The following is a 14,173-nucleotide window of genomic DNA, read 5'->3' as shown; positions in this document are numbered from 1 at the left end:
CCGAAAAGGAGGATTGAATGAAAGGCTACAAGGGTTTTGACGGGAATTTCCGCTGCCAAGACTTCCAATTTGAAGTCGGCAAAACCTACGAGTACAGTGGAAATATAGAATTGTGTGAGTCAGGTTTCCATTTCTGCGAGTCCCCTTTGGCCGTCTTCTCCTACTATTTTCTCGACGCCAGATTCGCTGAAATCGAGGCGGAGGACGTGTCTGAAAAACGGGATATGGACGGAAAACGGGTGTGTAAGAAAATCACAATCATTCGAGAATTGACTCTGGCGGAACTTATCCACGCTGACGTGAAATGGACACAAACCCATTCCGGCGTGGCAGGGACGAAAGGACAATCCAGCGTGGCAGGGGATCGCGGAATAGCCAGTGTGGCAGGGACGGAAGGAATAGCCGGCGTGGCTGGAGATTGCGGAAAATCCAGCGTGGCGGGGGATTGCGGAAAATCCAGCGTGGTAGGGGATTACGGACAATCCAGCGTGGTAGGACATTACGGAAAATCCAGCGTGGTAGGGATGGAAGGACAATCCAGCGTGGCAGGGGATCGCGGACAATCCGGCGTGGCGGGGGATTGCGGAAAATCCAGCGTGGTAGGGATGGAAGGACAATCCAGCGTGGCAGGGAATTACGGAATCGCCTCCGTTATTGGAGAGGACGGCATGGCGAAGGCCGGCCCGAATGGACTCCTGATCCTAACTTGGTGGGACCAGGTGAGAAAACGCTACCACGTGGTGACCGGCGAAGTCGGCGTGGAGGGGATAGAGGCCGACACCTGGTACTGTGTGCAGGACAACAAACTTTCGAAGGTGAAATAACTTGTTCACCGAAAGGAAGGAACAACAATGAAAACAACCACACTTCAAAAGATATACATGTTCGTGCTCGGAGTCTCTGTAGGTACTCTGTGCCTATACAATGTTCTCCATTTTAGGGGACGACTTCGATCCCGCTTGGAGAACGACGCCCAAAAACAATGCAAGATTAGTTGCGCGATGGATTGCATGACCACGTTTCTCTGCCCCTCGATAGCCCCGGAAAAACCTCTGTAACATGCCACTCCGAAACGAAATCCTATCCCTAATCCAACAGACCGGCCTGAGCAAGTGGCGCGTGGCTAAAGAGGTCGACCTCGACAAGGGGAACTTCTACCGCTACCTCAATGGCAACCCACACGGCCTCGGCGTGGACAAGATCGACAAGCTCCGGGACTGGCTCCTAGCCAAGGTGCGAAAATCTTGAGACATCCCGACTGCCCTACGTGCTCATGTCCGAAACCATTGCAACCATCCCTCTGGGACTGGCTCGCAGGAATGGGGTTCTGGACATCCGTGGACTTTCAGCGGTTTATGCACCTGAGAGTGATCGCAAATAAGTGCAAAGTCGCTAACATCCTCTCGTACCTCCCGGAAATCGACGATCCAGTGTTGGCCCGGCGGCGCTACCGAACGTTGTTGGAAGGGAAAGCCTAACCTATGCTCCGAAAATTCCTCCTCGCCTTGGCCGTCGTCCTTTTCGTCTTTCTGGCCGGCGTCCCCATCATGTGGAATACGTTCGTCGGAGTCTTGGGCCGGGGTAGAGTCTGTCCCGCACCGCTCGACGCATGTCCAAGCGTTGAAGATGTTTCAACAGAAGACCCTCCGACGAGTCCCACAAAAAGTTGGCCATCCGAAGATCGAACGGGGTCGGAGCCTGAAGTCTTCGAGCTGTTTGAAGAGCTTGGAGAATCAGACGCTTATGATGATCCTGACGAAGATAGTGAAGCTCGACGAAGGGATGGACTTGACGCTGAGGGAGCGGACGACGACGAGGACGAACCGTGATGCCTTCCGGCCAAGGGGCTTTCGGTGGGATCGCATTTTTCACGTAGTCGGCATTTACCCGGTTGAGCCAAATTCCCCAATGTTTCACCCGGCTGAAACCGACCATGTAGAACTGGTCTAGGAATCTCCGCCCGAAATCGGTCGCCATAGCGTACCGCTGCACCCACTCCCACGTGGCGAAAACGAGCGCCTCCTCAGAATCGTAGTCGCGCATAAATCCAGCCGCCCATTGTTCATTGAGACCCCTCCCGCTCACCGCCTCCGCATGGTAGGCGTTAATCCCCAGCGATCTGACACACTCGAGGATCGGCGTCGCGACTCCGCGCGTAAACAAGAGCATCATCCGGCCCCTCATAGCCATGTAAAGAGCTACCCACAAAACGGGCGTTTTGCGGGGATACCATGCGTACATCACCTCGTAAACGCGCCTGACGTACGTCGGCCAGAAGTAGAAGAAAAAGCTTTTTCGAGGACCGGCCCTCTCGTAGTCCGCCTCGGTCAGCTCCTCCGTTATGTGGACGGGAACGGCTGACCGTCCTTCACGATCCCAGCGCCGACCGTCGGCGTTCCGTAAATACCTATGGAGCCAATGACCAAGGGTTCCCCCAAAATCTGATTGTCCGGAAACGCGAGAGCCTTGATCAACAGTGTAACGATTTGCGTAACGATCACGTAATTCGCATTGAGCGTGTACGTACCGCCTTGCACCTGGGGTAGTACGAGGCGGATCATCTTGCCGCCGACCTTCTCGTCGCCAAGAACAAAGACTTCTATTCCCATGGTCGGCTCCGGTAGCGTAGGACCTGGTCCATCCATCAGCGCACGTCGTCTTCGTAATTGTTGATCATGCGGCCAATCTCTTCAGCCTGCTCGGTAGTCAGATTCATTCCGAATGGAAGATACACCGTTCCCTGGTAGGCTCCCCATGAACGGCCGTACGATGGCATCCTGGTGATGCCAGGCCGATTTTCCGTCCACGGGTTACGATGCAAAGGAACAAAGGTGCGCCGACACTCAACGCCTTTCTTCTCCATCCAAGCGATCAGTCGGTCCGGATCCAACGTCTTGTAGATGAACCTGTTGGGCATCCGCTTGATCCCGGCATTCCAGACTTGGTTTGTTTCGAGCTTCACGTATTTGAGGTAGGCCGCTTCAACGGCGGTCCGGTTCGCACGGATCTCCTCCAGCCGCCCGAGTTGGCCGTAGAGGAGTGCACACTGCATGTCAGTCATGCGAAGTGTGAGGCCATGATAGGGATGCAAGTAACCGCCGCGCTTGTGCCTACCCACATTCTTAAAGACGCGCAGACGATCAGCAAACTCGGGATCGTTTGTAAACACCGCCCCTCCCTCACCCGAGGTGCATAACTTGTCAGCGTAGAAACTCAACGCAGCAGCTTTCGCCGTCCCACCGGCATGAACACTATCCTCATCGTATACCCCGAGAGCTTGACAAGCGTCGTCGATCCGCTCACCGGGTTTCACGCCATTGGGAATTTTCATTATCGAGCCGTACAGGTGCACCGGAACGGTCAACTCGCCCGATACCTCCATCGAGTTCATGTCGGAGTCCACGAGCCTGCACAACCAACCAGCTTCCAAGGCTGCGGCCAAGGTCGCGCAAAACGTGTGGTCGGGGATGCACGCAACGCTGGGTCCACGGTTTACGACGTCATGCGGGTCCACACTTCGTGCCGTCATGTTCGCATGAGTCCTGAACGCAGCCCAGAGCGCAATCGTGCCGGATGGAAAGAGAATGACATGCCTGGACCCCGTAATCTTCATAAGACGGTCCTCGACCCTCTCCGCCCACGGTCCCTCAGTCACCCATCCCGATGATAGTGCCACTTCTACGTTCGCCTTGTCCTCGTCGCTGAACGCCCGGTCGAACAGTTTGATCTTCACCGTAGCCCCTCAAATCTCTTCGCCTGACGCTTCCGTATGCCCTCAAGTTCTGCGTGACAATCGTCACAAAGTGTCACGTATGCCTCAAGCTCCAAGAGCAATTCCCGCACGGCTGAACGAATCTTCTTCATCCTTTGATGGATGTGCCGCGCGCGGTTGAAGTCCGTCAAGATGTCATTTTTGTTGCTCAAGAGCCAACCTCGACTTTCTTAACTCGTCTCGCTCTATGCGGACACTGGGGGGCGCATGGATCAGCACCTTTACACCGGCCCCAAATACGGGGTTTCCTCTTTTGTTCTTCACACTCACAATCTGAACGGTGATGTCGTCCCCGATCCAGATCGGGCTGTCAGAGTTTCGTTCCAGGACCAACCCCATCACGGCCTCCTCGTCACCACATAGAAACGCGTCGGACCCCAGTCCTCAACGCGCACGTAGGTCTTCGCCGGCATGCAGTCGAATAAGCGACGCATCGTCCACAGCACAATCTTATGGGTCGTCTTGAACTCCAGATGCGGCTTCCGATCCTTCGTAATCGTCACATGGTAGTTCAGTTTGGCTTTCTCGCCGTCCCGCTCAGGCGCCATATCACAAGAAAACCTGTAACGCCCCTGAGTTCCGCACTTCGAGAGTCTCTTCATCCCATTTCGCAACACGTCCTCGGCATCCAGGGCGTCGAAAAGAAGCATGCCGTCGTTGGTCAGAGCACCAACAGCATCGGTCATCCACGCCCCGAGATCCTCCACGTAGTTGACAACATTGAACGACGCTACGATGAGATCCGCGTTGCCCTCAAATGGGAATGTTCCATGCTCCCACCGCATCGACGGATATTTATTGTGGGCCATGTCGAGCATTCCCTTCGATGGATCGCAGCCCATAAGCACCCAGTCCGCAGGCAATCGATGGCGTAGAAAATAGGTGAGCGTGCCCGTCCCACAACCCACCTCGACAACAACCCGCTTGTTTGTCCCCCACCGCCTTCGAGCCAAGTCATTGATCTTATTTGCTATTACGCTATACGGATGATCGTAATGCACCATGTCATACCATTTGGCATAGTTGTCGGACCAAGGGGCTAGGACGACCGGAGCCGCAGAAATCGATTCTAGGGGCATTGGCAGCGGTTCTTGGGGCATGATTTTATCCTCCTCGTCTTGAATCGCCTGTTTTTTACGGCCCACAAGTGCCGGTAGTTGTCGGTCCCTTGAAGAAAGTCAAAAACAACAGCCATGGCAAGGCCGTATGGTGTCATCTCCATCTTCTCGCGTTCCAAGAAGATCAGGAGTTGCCCCATGGTGCGCGGGACTGGAATGCCGGTCACGGGTTCCTCGCCTCCACGTTCAGGGCCATGAGAGAGCCAGTCTTGAATTCCATATGCGGAATGTAGGCCCGCGAGAAATCATCAAACGTGTCATGCGGAGGCGTCTCCTGCCACTCCCAGCGCCGTATATCCACAAAGCCCACATCTCTGAGCAACCCGTGAAGTTTTTTCAGGTCGAACAGATTGTGATGAATGTCATAGGCGTTTTTTTCTCCGCCCATGAGAATGCCGAGAATTTCGTCTACGCTTCGCTCTGGGTGGCGCAGATACCACCGCGCACAGGCGTAGAAGTCCGGCACGCTGAGACGCAGCTTCCCACCAGAGCGTAAGGCCCTTTTCCATGAGAGCAATGACGGTTTCAATTTTGATCGCTCCAGGTGCTCGAGAACCATGCAGGCATAAATGCCATCGAGGCTTGTATTCCTGAAGCAGGCCAAGGGGGCGCAGTCGGCCACCACGCGCGCCGCGCCCGCCTCCAGCCTGATGTCGACGCCGATCATGTCTCCGATGACTCTGCTTCCGCATCCGAGATGTAGCCATGTCATAGCCGGATAAAAGCGTAGTCACTCGCCCTAGCGAGTCCATCCATGACGGTGTGGCAGATGCGCCGATAGGACTCCAAGCGTAGGACTAAGGCCCGGACATGCTCATATTTGGGCTCGATTTCCTGTCCATGCATGCCAATACTTAGGGCTTCGAGATAGTAGGCTTGACTCGCGCAACGCCAACACAGGAGTTGTCCACGATACTCCTGCCGATCCATCGTCCTGTAGGAGTCCTGACAGACTGGACACATCACAGGAGACGCGACAGGCATGCTCCCGACGTGCTTCTCGCACTCCTCCATGAACCGGCGGTCCTTCTCAGGGTCGGTCACTTCGACGCTCATTTTCGTCATCGATTGCGCGCATTTTGTTTGCCCACCCGCCCCGAGGTCTCTCGTGAAATGCACACAAGAGTTGCCGGAGAGAAACATTGCCCGATCCCCGTTCAGTGAACAGGAATTCCCTGCGGAATTCTGGATTATACCATTTCTGTGCACGACACCTGACAGCTAGTTGGAGCCGTATTCGTCTGCTAAAATCCTTGCGTATTACAATCAAACAGAAGGGGTGAGGAAAATGTCCGAACGAAAGCCCTGCCATCCACGCGGTTCCCGGATGGGCCATGGTGCCGAGCTTGAGTCCGATGGCCCGTACATAGTCGTCGGCCCAATGCAAGCCAATCACGCCGCCAGCCTCACGTTGTAGTAGTCCTCAACCGCCTTGATCGTGGGAGCCATCTGGTCACGCCTCTCCGTGGTCATGGTCTCCACCCAAGATCGTCGTATTCTGAACATCCATTCCCTGAGCTGGGTGTCGCTGAATGGTGCCAATCGAAATGAGGCGGAAGAGTTGTATATCGGGCAATCGGTGTCGAACCAGAGATCATTAGTGGCTCCGTAGGAAACTTTGGCCTCACCCCATGCAGGAGTTCCCGGCCTAATCTCCATCCGTACAGGAGACACATACTGCGGACCCACAGCCGAAACCAGATCAACCGTATTCGCAATCGAAGCGTCGGTTTCACCGAAGTACCCGACAATGAAATAAAGACTGAAAGGGATTCCGCCGTCGGTGAGTTTTCGCAAATTGGCCACAATATCCCGTTGTCTGATTTTGAGTCCCTTTCCGATTTTCTCAGTGCGAACATACTCATCCCCGCTTTCAATTCCGAGCCCGAGCGATGCGCACCCGGATTCTTTCAGGTTTCGGATCACCTCGTCGTTGATCTTGTCCACCCGCGTCTGACACTCGTAGCCGATATGCAGCTTGCGCCGCTTCACGGCATCCGCAAACTCCGCGATGCGCCGGTTGTTCAAGGCGAAGGTGTCGTCGTCGATGCGAAAATAGTTCACCCCGTACTCCCGATGGTAATACTCCATCTCCATCGCGATGTGTTCGCCGCTCCTCATGTAGACCTTGTTGCCGTAGAAAAAAGCGGTAGAGCAGAACCCACACGTATAGGGACAGCCTCTTGCTCCACTCAGATTGATAGAGCGCAGTTGCCCTGCCGGCAGGTTCTGCCATGTATACCAACCGTCCCGGTAACCGTCGATTAGCGGAAGGTACGATTGAAAATCGTCGAGAAGCCAGTTCATCGGCATCGGCATCTCTGAGAATTTCACGGGGCGAGACTTCCATGTCTCGTCTCCCGTGACGTACGCTAGGAGTTGATGCTCGCCTTGCCCTACGACCACCTCGTCCACGCAGTCCATCGCTTTATACCTCTCCGGGAAACAACTCGCGTGCTCACCGCCGATGATGATCTTGGCATCTGGAATGATCTCTCGTACCATCTGACACGCCTTGAGCGATTGCCGCCGCATGTCGGTCCAGTTGAAGGCAACCCCGACCGTCTCGATGTCCTCCTCATCGGCTACCCATTGGAGTCGTCTCCTGAATTCCGGCCAACAATCTCCGGCTTCAAGTCCATCGGGCTTTTCACAGCCGAAGCCGTAGCCGAGGTGCCGATCAACCTTGTCCCCGCACCACTCATTGTCCCGGTCCACGAGGTTCGAGAGATCCAGGATGCGGGATTGTATGCCGTGCCGAAAGAGAAAGGACGCGAGCGCGACTAGGTTCGTTGGGATCACCTTCGACGGGTTCGGGCGGTACCAACTCGATGGAGGGTTGAGGAGAAGGACTCTACTTCTCATCACGAATCTCCCTGTACTGTTTCCTAAGTTCTGCGTACCTCTTCTCGACTCGCTGCCATCTACGCTCCGCTCTCAGATATTCGTTCCACGCGACCTTAGTCTCATATCTGAGTCGATGTACCCTATACCTGACATATTTGAGGCGATCCGATTTCGACGGGAGGTCGGCGAGAAGGACGCGGGATCTCATCGCTTATCAGACGGACGATGCCCGTATATATCGGGGACGAGTTCTTTTCAGCATAGAAAGATAAATTAGGTTCATTTCGGCGTTTCCGAGCCAGCCACCCATGCCGTTCCGTTTGAGGCGTTTGAGAATCTTTATCTCGTCGGCGGAAAGAAATGCAGAGTGTCCCAACAGCCATCTCAGCCTTCGCCATCGCCCAATCTCTTTTTCGATTCTGCTTTTGCGCCTGCCTCTCTTCGCCGACGTTCTCGGTTGTTTGTACAATGAGAACTTTTTCGAACCGCAATGGCAAGCGGAAATCGGTCCTACTTCCCCCCTGGCAGAGATGCTGTGACAGACTGTGCACTGAATTTCCTGCCTAAACAACTTCATTCCACAAAATAATTCGCCAGTTTCAAATCGTCTTCTGTTTGCACATCCAATCCCTCGATCTTACCGATCTCATACCAAAGTTCCTTGAGACCGAAACCGTGAATGTCGTTCCGACCGTGGTGCTGGATACGAATACCCGTGATCCGGTAAAGCGGCGGGTACTTCTGACGATCAAGGCCGGATTGCAGCCACACGGGGAAGATGTAGCCGGTCTGCGGGTTGATCGTAACAAGTCCGGGATCGACCGGGACGATGGCCGTGATCGCTGCCGCGCTCTCGTGCTCCATAAGCTTCGTGAACATGGCCGTGAGCGTGGCCTTCGTGATGAGAGCATAGTTGCAGTTGAGGGTAACAACGACATCAGGTTTCCCGATGTCCGACTCGATGTGCTGGTCCATGATCCTGCCCCAGTTGTTCGGGTCGTTGAATCCCCCGTTGTAAAACACCTCATCCAGGTCACGATGAATGACCTCGGCGCCGACGGACTTGGCGGCCTCCGCGATGGCGTAGTCCTCCGTCCAAACGTATGTTTTGTTGATCCAACCACACTTGACCGTTTCGGCAACCACGCGGGCAATGATCGGAATTTCCCCGACAAGGGCCATGTTCTTTCCCGGGAGTCCGACATTGAACCCTCTCCCCATGATGCGGCAGATGACGTTCATGGAATTGTCCGTAGCGTGCTGACCAGCATGGCTTTATCCGTTGCCTCCATTTGCTCCCTACGCAGCGTCCGCTGCATCTCCATGTACATTGCGATCAGCGCCTTGGCGAGCGACACGATCTCATCCTCGTTGATACTCAATGTGGTCTCGTCTCCGTGGCCACATTCATTTGTGTAGAATTCAATCTTCACGTTCCGCGAGAAGCCAGACACCGGACATAATGACTGCAGCGCAAATGAAAAAGCCGAAGACCGAACAGATCATGAGCGTAGGTCTTTCACAAATGCCCTCAACGTCTGCGCCCGTTGTGTAAACGTGTGAGACGACATGACCCGCCGGTAAGCCCGCTCGACCATCCTTAGGCGTGAACGAGGATGTGAAAGGTAGTACTCAATCTTCTCCGCAAAGTCCTCCGCTGACTGGGCAACGACAACGTCCCCCGGATCGAAGAATTCACCGATCCTCGGATGGTTGTCTACAATCTGGAAGGCCCCACATGCCGGGATCTGAAACAATCTTTGGTTGACGGCCATTCCACGGATCTTCCAACATGCGTCGATGTGGAGATTGGGACAGACTTTGGTCTGCGCGTAGATCTTTCGCTCGTTCTTGGGCTCTATGTCGGCCACGTTGAATCCCTTGTCCTCCCATCCTTTGCCACAGACAACGTGAGGATGCAAACGTAAAGGCTTCTCCAGCCAGTGGTGCGCATGGAGCTTGTTCCATACGTTTCCACCGATGTAGCAAAGGTCATAGATTTTCTTCGTCGCTGGGGTCTGTACATAGAAATTCGTATCGGCGGCCGGATCCATGCGGAAAATCGGCAGATTGAATTTCGTTCTCCATGGCGAGAAGAACGCCTCGACGCCTTCCTCTCCATACCACGTCAACCCAAAGTGCAAGAGTTCCGCGGCCTGCCTCAAGGTCTCATCACTGTGCAGCTCCCTCTGCTCACTTGTCACCTGGAGCGCCCTTGGAAAGAACGGCGAAACCCATCCCCCGATGGTGGCGCCGGCCTTCTTGAGCTTCCTTAAGCCGTCCAGGTCGGTCGAGCGAAGAAGGCTTTTGTGCCACCGAAGTAAAACAAGATCGGGATGCAGCCACGCAAGTTCATCGCTTTTGAGCTTGCTCATCTGCGGTTTCACGAGCGTCACGTCGTTGCAACGCGACAATCCGTTGGTAAGGCCCCGGTCGAAATAATATACGCCGTTGTGGCGATCAGGCGTCGTAAGAACGAGTATTCTCATTTCGATGCGACAGCCGCGTTAATCAGAGGGGTTTCCAATTCCGGGTGTAACGGTATTCTCGTGGACATGCTGAGTTGGATTCGTAACCAGAAAATACCAAGATCAAGCACCCGCCCAAACGTCGCTGATGTGTAGCCTGCAATGAATATACGTTTGCTCGTCTTGTTGCGGAAGACAAAAAGTTGAAACATCCTAGTCAGTATGATCAGAGCCAAAACGCGCATTGCACGGCCTCGACCATGAGTTTATCGGCCACTTTCTCCATGAGTTCATTTCCCCCTTTGAGGTTGAGATCGGCCCTCCTGTGTCCGCTCTCCCGCATCGTCCAGACGTGAGAGGCGAGGGCCGTAAAGGGCGTACCCATCAGGAGTGCGGCCACAGCCTTGGGCTTCGGATGCTTCTTCGCGCTCTGGTAGATGCAGGGAAACATCGCCCACATCGCGCAGAGCAGCGCGGTTTCGTAGTCATCCTTCGGTCCTTCGCGATCACGCCATGTGCGCCAGTACATAACCGAACGTATGAACTCCTCGACGGCTTCCCGATGGTACCAAGTACCCCACAGAGCCAGTTTGTGGTGCTCGCCATGATCGAATGCCGCTTGCAGCATGAATGGGGGGATGAGATCGAGGGGCCAATAGGACAGCATTTCCTTCGTGGCGGTCAAGGCGCCGTGATGCTGAAAGTCGTAACCACCGAGAAGAGATCGCGCTTGCTCCTTCGGAAAGTCTGCCTCGTCGCCAATGTAGAGTAAATCGCGGTCGCTCGTCTCGACGCTCGACATCCTCCAAGTCGAACCGAACTCCAGCAGGTAAAACGGCTCCGGCAATGTACGTTGCATCCGCACTAAATTGAGTCCGATGCAACTTTCTCCCTTGACGGGACGTAATGGATCGTCCTTCGGCTTGGGATAAGGCTCGATCTCGCGCGTCTTCCACTCCGGATGAATCGCGTTGTAGAGCCGTTTCCGCTCGACGTTGAAATATCGCTGCCACTCTTCTTCGAGAGTCAGCTGCCTGTCCAAGTATTCGCGGATGGCTTTTTCCTCCTCCGTGGAGCGATAGACATTCTTGCGGGCGTAAAGATCCACTATGCGAGCCCCTTCTGAAATCGCTCGACCGCCACGCGATCCCAGTAAACTGTGTCGTGATTTTTCACTTGGCGATTCCCGCCGTCACCAACGAAGTACAGTGCGTGAGGAATGACAATGAGCTTTCCAATACGCGACAATCTAAGATGTAGTAGTTGGTCCTCAGAGCACTGCATGTCCTCCGGCCAGCCGCCCACTTGTAACAGAGCGGACCTTCGATACATCGCGGCAGCGTGAGGAAACCGCCAGCCATTGAGCAAGTCGGAAGTTGTGACCTCGTTCGGGAACGCATGGACGACACCGTGTTTCACTTTACCTGGCTGAGTCTCATGAACAAACCACGATGCCGCTGCCACCGCATTCGGTTGTGATTCCAGCGCGGCTCGGAGCGAACCCGATCTGCCCCAATACGATTCATCATCCGCGTCCTGACGCAAAACAAAGTCAGAGTCGCAGAGTTTGAGGCCGAGGTTGAGAGCGTGGCCTAGACCACCATTGAGTTCCGAGCGCAGCATCGTGATGGACTTGTTGCCCTCAGCCAGACGCATCACAACCTCAGCAGTCCCATCCGTCGAGCCGTCGTCGATGACAATGATCTGTGTCACGCCATCGTTGAGCAAGGATTGAATGGCCCGCTCGACGGTGCCTGCCATGTTCCTTACTGGTAGGAGGACTGGAATTCGGTCCTTGCAAACTGGTCTATCGTCAAAGACTGCTCGGTCCACCTGTACTGGTCTTTCATCGCTCACTGCTCGGTCCCTTCCATTTGGTCCATCGGTAGCTCCTGCCCGGTCGCGGAACGCTGTTCTGTCGCTTCATCCTGCTCGTGTGTGTCCCATCACTCCACTTGGATACTCGTCAGTTTTCCTGCTTTTTCTCATCGAAGAGCTGATCCCGTTGCCCTTCACGTTGTTTCCTCCTCAAGCTGCGGCAACGCGGGGGCGCTGCCGAGAGTTGGAATTTGTTTCGCGGCTTCCAATTCCTTGGCATGTCCATTCGACCGGTTCTGTAGCTCGTGCCTGCCGGCAAGGGGCTTCCGTTCGCATTTGCCGGCAAGACTGATGTACAGGTTGCGGAACTGCCATGCCAGCATGTCAAGCTCCTTCGGGGACTTGTCGCAGAGAGACACCCACCCGCCCATGGCTTCAACGCTCGCGGTAATCGCCCCGTCCTCAAACTCGACGGAACGATACGACCCCACCTGTCCGATGGCTCGGCGCACCGTCGCCCATGCCATCGCGGCGGCGTCAGCCTTCGCCCGGGGCTGTTCGATGAGGTCTCCCGGCGTTGGGACTTTTTCTTTGCGCATCGCCGCAGCGGGCGAACGGTAAAACGCCAGACACCGTTGGAGCACGCTCTTGTCGTCCTGATCCGCGAGAAGGACATCGTAGGCATCCCGCTGTTTGGGCGTCATCGTGATCCGGGAAGCACCCTCGATCAAGTCAAATAGTTTTTCCATCCCCTCCGGCGTCATGGCAGTTTACCTCCTGCCTCAACATGCGCGTGAGCGGCCTCGGCCATTGTTCGCAGCGGAGAAGGACCCTCACTTTGTTGAATCGGCTTTTCAACCTTGTTCAGCCAGTTCACAAAAAATCTGCGCGTGAACTGTCGCCCGTTGTGCGTTAAAATCCATGCCCTGGCTTTCGCCATCTCCCGATCCACGTCCAACCAGGTGTAGGTTTTTTTGAGTTCCGCAAACCAATCATCATCCGAAAGTTTCGAAAGGGGTAGCGAACGGTGAGTCTTCGAACCGTTCGCGCCATCTTCTCTGCTTCTGATCCTCTGATCCTCTGTAACCTCTGTAACCTCTGTAACCTCTGCTTCTGAGGGCGGTGTATGTGAGGTACTTTTCAGTGTACTTTTCGCTGTACGTTTCCGTGTACGACTCGGAGCTTGTCTTGTCCTGTCGTAATCAGATTGGTAGAGATTCCATTTAGTTATAGTTATCACGCCAGTTACAGAGATTGAAACCTTACCGTATTGTTGTAACATGTGAAGCCCGTTTGACACAATATCTTCGTCCAACTTCAAAATATCACTTAACTGCTCATTTGTGTATCCAACCGTGATCGGAGCGCCAAGTCCAATCACACCAGGTTCAGGTGAGTCGCAAGCCATGCAGAGGAGTGAAAACCAGACCGCTCTGGGTCCGGCGTCGAGTTCAGAAAACGTGGTTCCATACAGCGTGTGCCTAGCCCACACCTTGAACCATGGTCGGGATCTCCTGAGTCGTTCTGGGTGCGGTATGTCGGCCATCCTTAGCCTCTCATCCTCATGTCTCCCGTGAGCGAGCTACCCCCACCTGGCGGTGGTGAATTGAAGGTGTCGAGCCAACAAAAAGTAGCTCACTCACGCGAGACAAATTGAGGTGACTCGACACCATTTCGGCCACTCTACGCAACTTAGGGAAGGTTGTCAAGTTCGGCCGGCTTTCTCCGTATCCGGTGGATCAGGCGGCCTACAGATAGAACACTCACCATCAATGCACTTCCCGCCATCGTGCTCGGCGAGCTCGGTGATCCCACGATCAATCAAGTCGTCCGCCATTTCACCCACGTTCCACTCCTTTTAAATTTGCGAAGGCCGGATACGAGACATCCGGCTACGGGATGCTCGGAAATCCGGTGCCGCATCGAGTTGCAGTAGCACTCGTTTGGTTCCTGGTGATGGAATCGTCGCTTGCACTTCTTAGTCGGGGTCATTTCAGGTCCTCGATTTTTTCGATCTTGAACCATTTGCGCACAATATCGGCTTGTGCCCGCTGTTCGGCGCTCCACGCGGCGCTCCTCTCGGCGCTCCTCGCGGCGCACGCGGCGCTCCTCGCGGCGCTCTCGGCGCACTCGGCGCTCCACGCGGCGCT

General features: G+C 54.9%; 18 protein-coding genes. 3 read left to right on the top strand and 15 right to left on the bottom strand.

Annotated features, from left to right (window positions below):
- Positions 1-17: 17 nt before the first annotated feature.
- The 3 genes from QME66_10455 to QME66_10445 all read left to right on the top strand — a co-directional run bounded on the left by QME66_10455 (position 18) and on the right by QME66_10445 (position 1,829).
- Positions 18-824 carry a hypothetical protein gene (locus QME66_10455; GenBank protein MDI6809388.1) on the top strand — a complete coding sequence of 269 codons (807 nt, stop codon included), beginning with the start codon at positions 18-20 and terminating at the stop codon, positions 822-824.
- A gap of 235 nt (positions 825-1,059) precedes the next feature.
- Positions 1,060-1,248 (top strand): hypothetical protein, encoded by a 189-nt coding sequence (locus QME66_10450; protein MDI6809387.1) that lies wholly within the window; start codon positions 1,060-1,062, stop codon positions 1,246-1,248.
- 233 nt (positions 1,249-1,481) lie between these two features.
- A complete protein-coding gene (locus tag QME66_10445; protein ID MDI6809386.1) occupies positions 1,482-1,829 on the top strand; it encodes a hypothetical protein in 348 nt (115 codons plus the stop codon).
- A 510-nt stretch (positions 1,830-2,339) separates the two neighbouring features.
- On the opposite strand, the gene QME66_10440 is transcribed toward QME66_10445, so the two are convergent.
- From QME66_10440 to QME66_10370, 15 genes are all read right to left on the bottom strand, one after another.
- Positions 2,340-2,609: a hypothetical protein gene (locus QME66_10440; protein MDI6809385.1), complete on the bottom strand. Its 270-nt coding sequence runs from the start codon at positions 2,607-2,609 to the stop codon at positions 2,340-2,342.
- 35 nt (positions 2,610-2,644) lie between these two features.
- On the bottom strand, positions 2,645-3,733 hold the full coding sequence (locus QME66_10435; GenBank protein MDI6809384.1) for a DegT/DnrJ/EryC1/StrS family aminotransferase: 1,089 nt from the start codon (positions 3,731-3,733) through the stop codon (positions 2,645-2,647).
- On the bottom strand, positions 3,730-3,924 hold the full coding sequence (locus QME66_10430) for a hypothetical protein (GenBank protein ID MDI6809383.1): 195 nt from the start codon (positions 3,922-3,924) through the stop codon (positions 3,730-3,732). The genes QME66_10435 and QME66_10430 overlap by 4 nt, the downstream gene beginning before the upstream one ends.
- A gap of 186 nt (positions 3,925-4,110) precedes the next feature.
- Positions 4,111-4,872: a class I SAM-dependent methyltransferase gene (locus QME66_10425; protein MDI6809382.1), complete on the bottom strand. Its 762-nt coding sequence runs from the start codon at positions 4,870-4,872 to the stop codon at positions 4,111-4,113.
- Complete coding sequence (locus tag QME66_10420; GenBank protein ID MDI6809381.1) at positions 4,842-5,057, bottom strand: hypothetical protein; 216 nt, start codon at positions 5,055-5,057, stop codon at positions 4,842-4,844. The genes QME66_10425 and QME66_10420 overlap by 31 nt, the downstream gene beginning before the upstream one ends.
- A complete protein-coding gene (locus QME66_10415; protein MDI6809380.1) occupies positions 5,054-5,557 on the bottom strand; it encodes a methyltransferase in 504 nt (167 codons plus the stop codon). The genes QME66_10420 and QME66_10415 overlap by 4 nt, the downstream gene beginning before the upstream one ends.
- Positions 5,558-6,282: 725 nt before the next feature.
- Positions 6,283-7,755 carry a B12-binding domain-containing radical SAM protein gene (locus QME66_10410; protein ID MDI6809379.1) on the bottom strand — a complete coding sequence of 491 codons (1,473 nt, stop codon included), beginning with the start codon at positions 7,753-7,755 and terminating at the stop codon, positions 6,283-6,285.
- Positions 7,745-7,945, bottom strand: coding sequence for a hypothetical protein (locus tag QME66_10405; GenBank protein MDI6809378.1), 201 nt, complete (start codon positions 7,943-7,945; stop codon positions 7,745-7,747). The genes QME66_10410 and QME66_10405 overlap by 11 nt, the downstream gene beginning before the upstream one ends.
- Before the next feature lie 365 nt (positions 7,946-8,310).
- Complete coding sequence (locus QME66_10400) at positions 8,311-8,979, bottom strand: hypothetical protein (GenBank protein ID MDI6809377.1); 669 nt, start codon at positions 8,977-8,979, stop codon at positions 8,311-8,313.
- Positions 8,976-9,119: a hypothetical protein gene (locus QME66_10395; protein ID MDI6809376.1), complete on the bottom strand. Its 144-nt coding sequence runs from the start codon at positions 9,117-9,119 to the stop codon at positions 8,976-8,978. The genes QME66_10400 and QME66_10395 overlap by 4 nt, the downstream gene beginning before the upstream one ends.
- A 120-nt stretch (positions 9,120-9,239) precedes the next feature.
- Positions 9,240-10,226, bottom strand: coding sequence for a glycosyltransferase (locus tag QME66_10390; GenBank protein ID MDI6809375.1), 987 nt, complete (start codon positions 10,224-10,226; stop codon positions 9,240-9,242).
- Between the two features lie 205 nt (positions 10,227-10,431).
- A complete protein-coding gene (locus QME66_10385; protein ID MDI6809374.1) occupies positions 10,432-11,313 on the bottom strand; it encodes a hypothetical protein in 882 nt (293 codons plus the stop codon).
- Complete coding sequence (locus QME66_10380) at positions 11,313-12,038, bottom strand: glycosyltransferase family A protein (protein MDI6809373.1); 726 nt, start codon at positions 12,036-12,038, stop codon at positions 11,313-11,315. The genes QME66_10385 and QME66_10380 overlap by 1 nt, the downstream gene beginning before the upstream one ends.
- A gap of 179 nt (positions 12,039-12,217) precedes the next feature.
- Complete coding sequence (locus tag QME66_10375; protein ID MDI6809372.1) at positions 12,218-12,787, bottom strand: DUF6475 domain-containing protein; 570 nt, start codon at positions 12,785-12,787, stop codon at positions 12,218-12,220.
- Positions 12,784-13,569, bottom strand: coding sequence for a phage replisome organizer N-terminal domain-containing protein (locus tag QME66_10370; GenBank protein ID MDI6809371.1), 786 nt, complete (start codon positions 13,567-13,569; stop codon positions 12,784-12,786). Before QME66_10370 ends, QME66_10375 begins: the two co-directional genes overlap by 4 nt.
- Positions 13,570-14,173 lie beyond the last annotated feature (604 nt).

The organism is Candidatus Eisenbacteria bacterium (assembly GCA_030017955.1).
In the GTDB taxonomy this organism is placed as follows: Bacteria; Eisenbacteria; RBG-16-71-46; order JASEGR01; family JASEGR01; genus JASEGR01.
The sequence above is the reverse complement of the archived record's forward strand: the minus strand, read 5'-3'. Positions and strand labels throughout refer to the sequence as shown.

What these genes read in the sequence shown, in the direction of transcription:
- QME66_10405 (MDI6809378.1), bottom strand. Translation starts at nt 7,945, where the DNA reads ATGAGATCCCGCGTCCTTCTCGCCGACCTCCCGTCGAAATCGGATCGC.
- QME66_10370 (MDI6809371.1), bottom strand. Translation starts at nt 13,569, where the DNA reads ATGGCCGACATACCGCACCCAGAACGACTCAGGAGATCCCGACCATGG.
- QME66_10445 (MDI6809386.1), top strand. Translation starts at nt 1,482, where the DNA reads ATGCTCCGAAAATTCCTCCTCGCCTTGGCCGTCGTCCTTTTCGTCTTT.
- QME66_10415 (MDI6809380.1), bottom strand. Translation starts at nt 5,557, where the DNA reads ATGATCGGCGTCGACATCAGGCTGGAGGCGGGCGCGGCGCGCGTGGTG.
- QME66_10375 (MDI6809372.1), bottom strand. Translation starts at nt 12,787, where the DNA reads ATGACGCCGGAGGGGATGGAAAAACTATTTGACTTGATCGAGGGTGCT.
- QME66_10450 (MDI6809387.1), top strand. Translation starts at nt 1,060, where the DNA reads ATGCCACTCCGAAACGAAATCCTATCCCTAATCCAACAGACCGGCCTG.
- QME66_10440 (MDI6809385.1), bottom strand. Translation starts at nt 2,609, where the DNA reads ATGGGAATAGAAGTCTTTGTTCTTGGCGACGAGAAGGTCGGCGGCAAG.
- QME66_10400 (MDI6809377.1), bottom strand. Translation starts at nt 8,979, where the DNA reads ATGAACGTCATCTGCCGCATCATGGGGAGAGGGTTCAATGTCGGACTC.
- QME66_10410 (MDI6809379.1), bottom strand. Translation starts at nt 7,755, where the DNA reads ATGAGAAGTAGAGTCCTTCTCCTCAACCCTCCATCGAGTTGGTACCGC.
- QME66_10390 (MDI6809375.1), bottom strand. Translation starts at nt 10,226, where the DNA reads ATGAGAATACTCGTTCTTACGACGCCTGATCGCCACAACGGCGTATAT.
- QME66_10425 (MDI6809382.1), bottom strand. Translation starts at nt 4,872, where the DNA reads ATGCCCCAAGAACCGCTGCCAATGCCCCTAGAATCGATTTCTGCGGCT.
- QME66_10455 (MDI6809388.1), top strand. Translation starts at nt 18, where the DNA reads ATGAAAGGCTACAAGGGTTTTGACGGGAATTTCCGCTGCCAAGACTTC.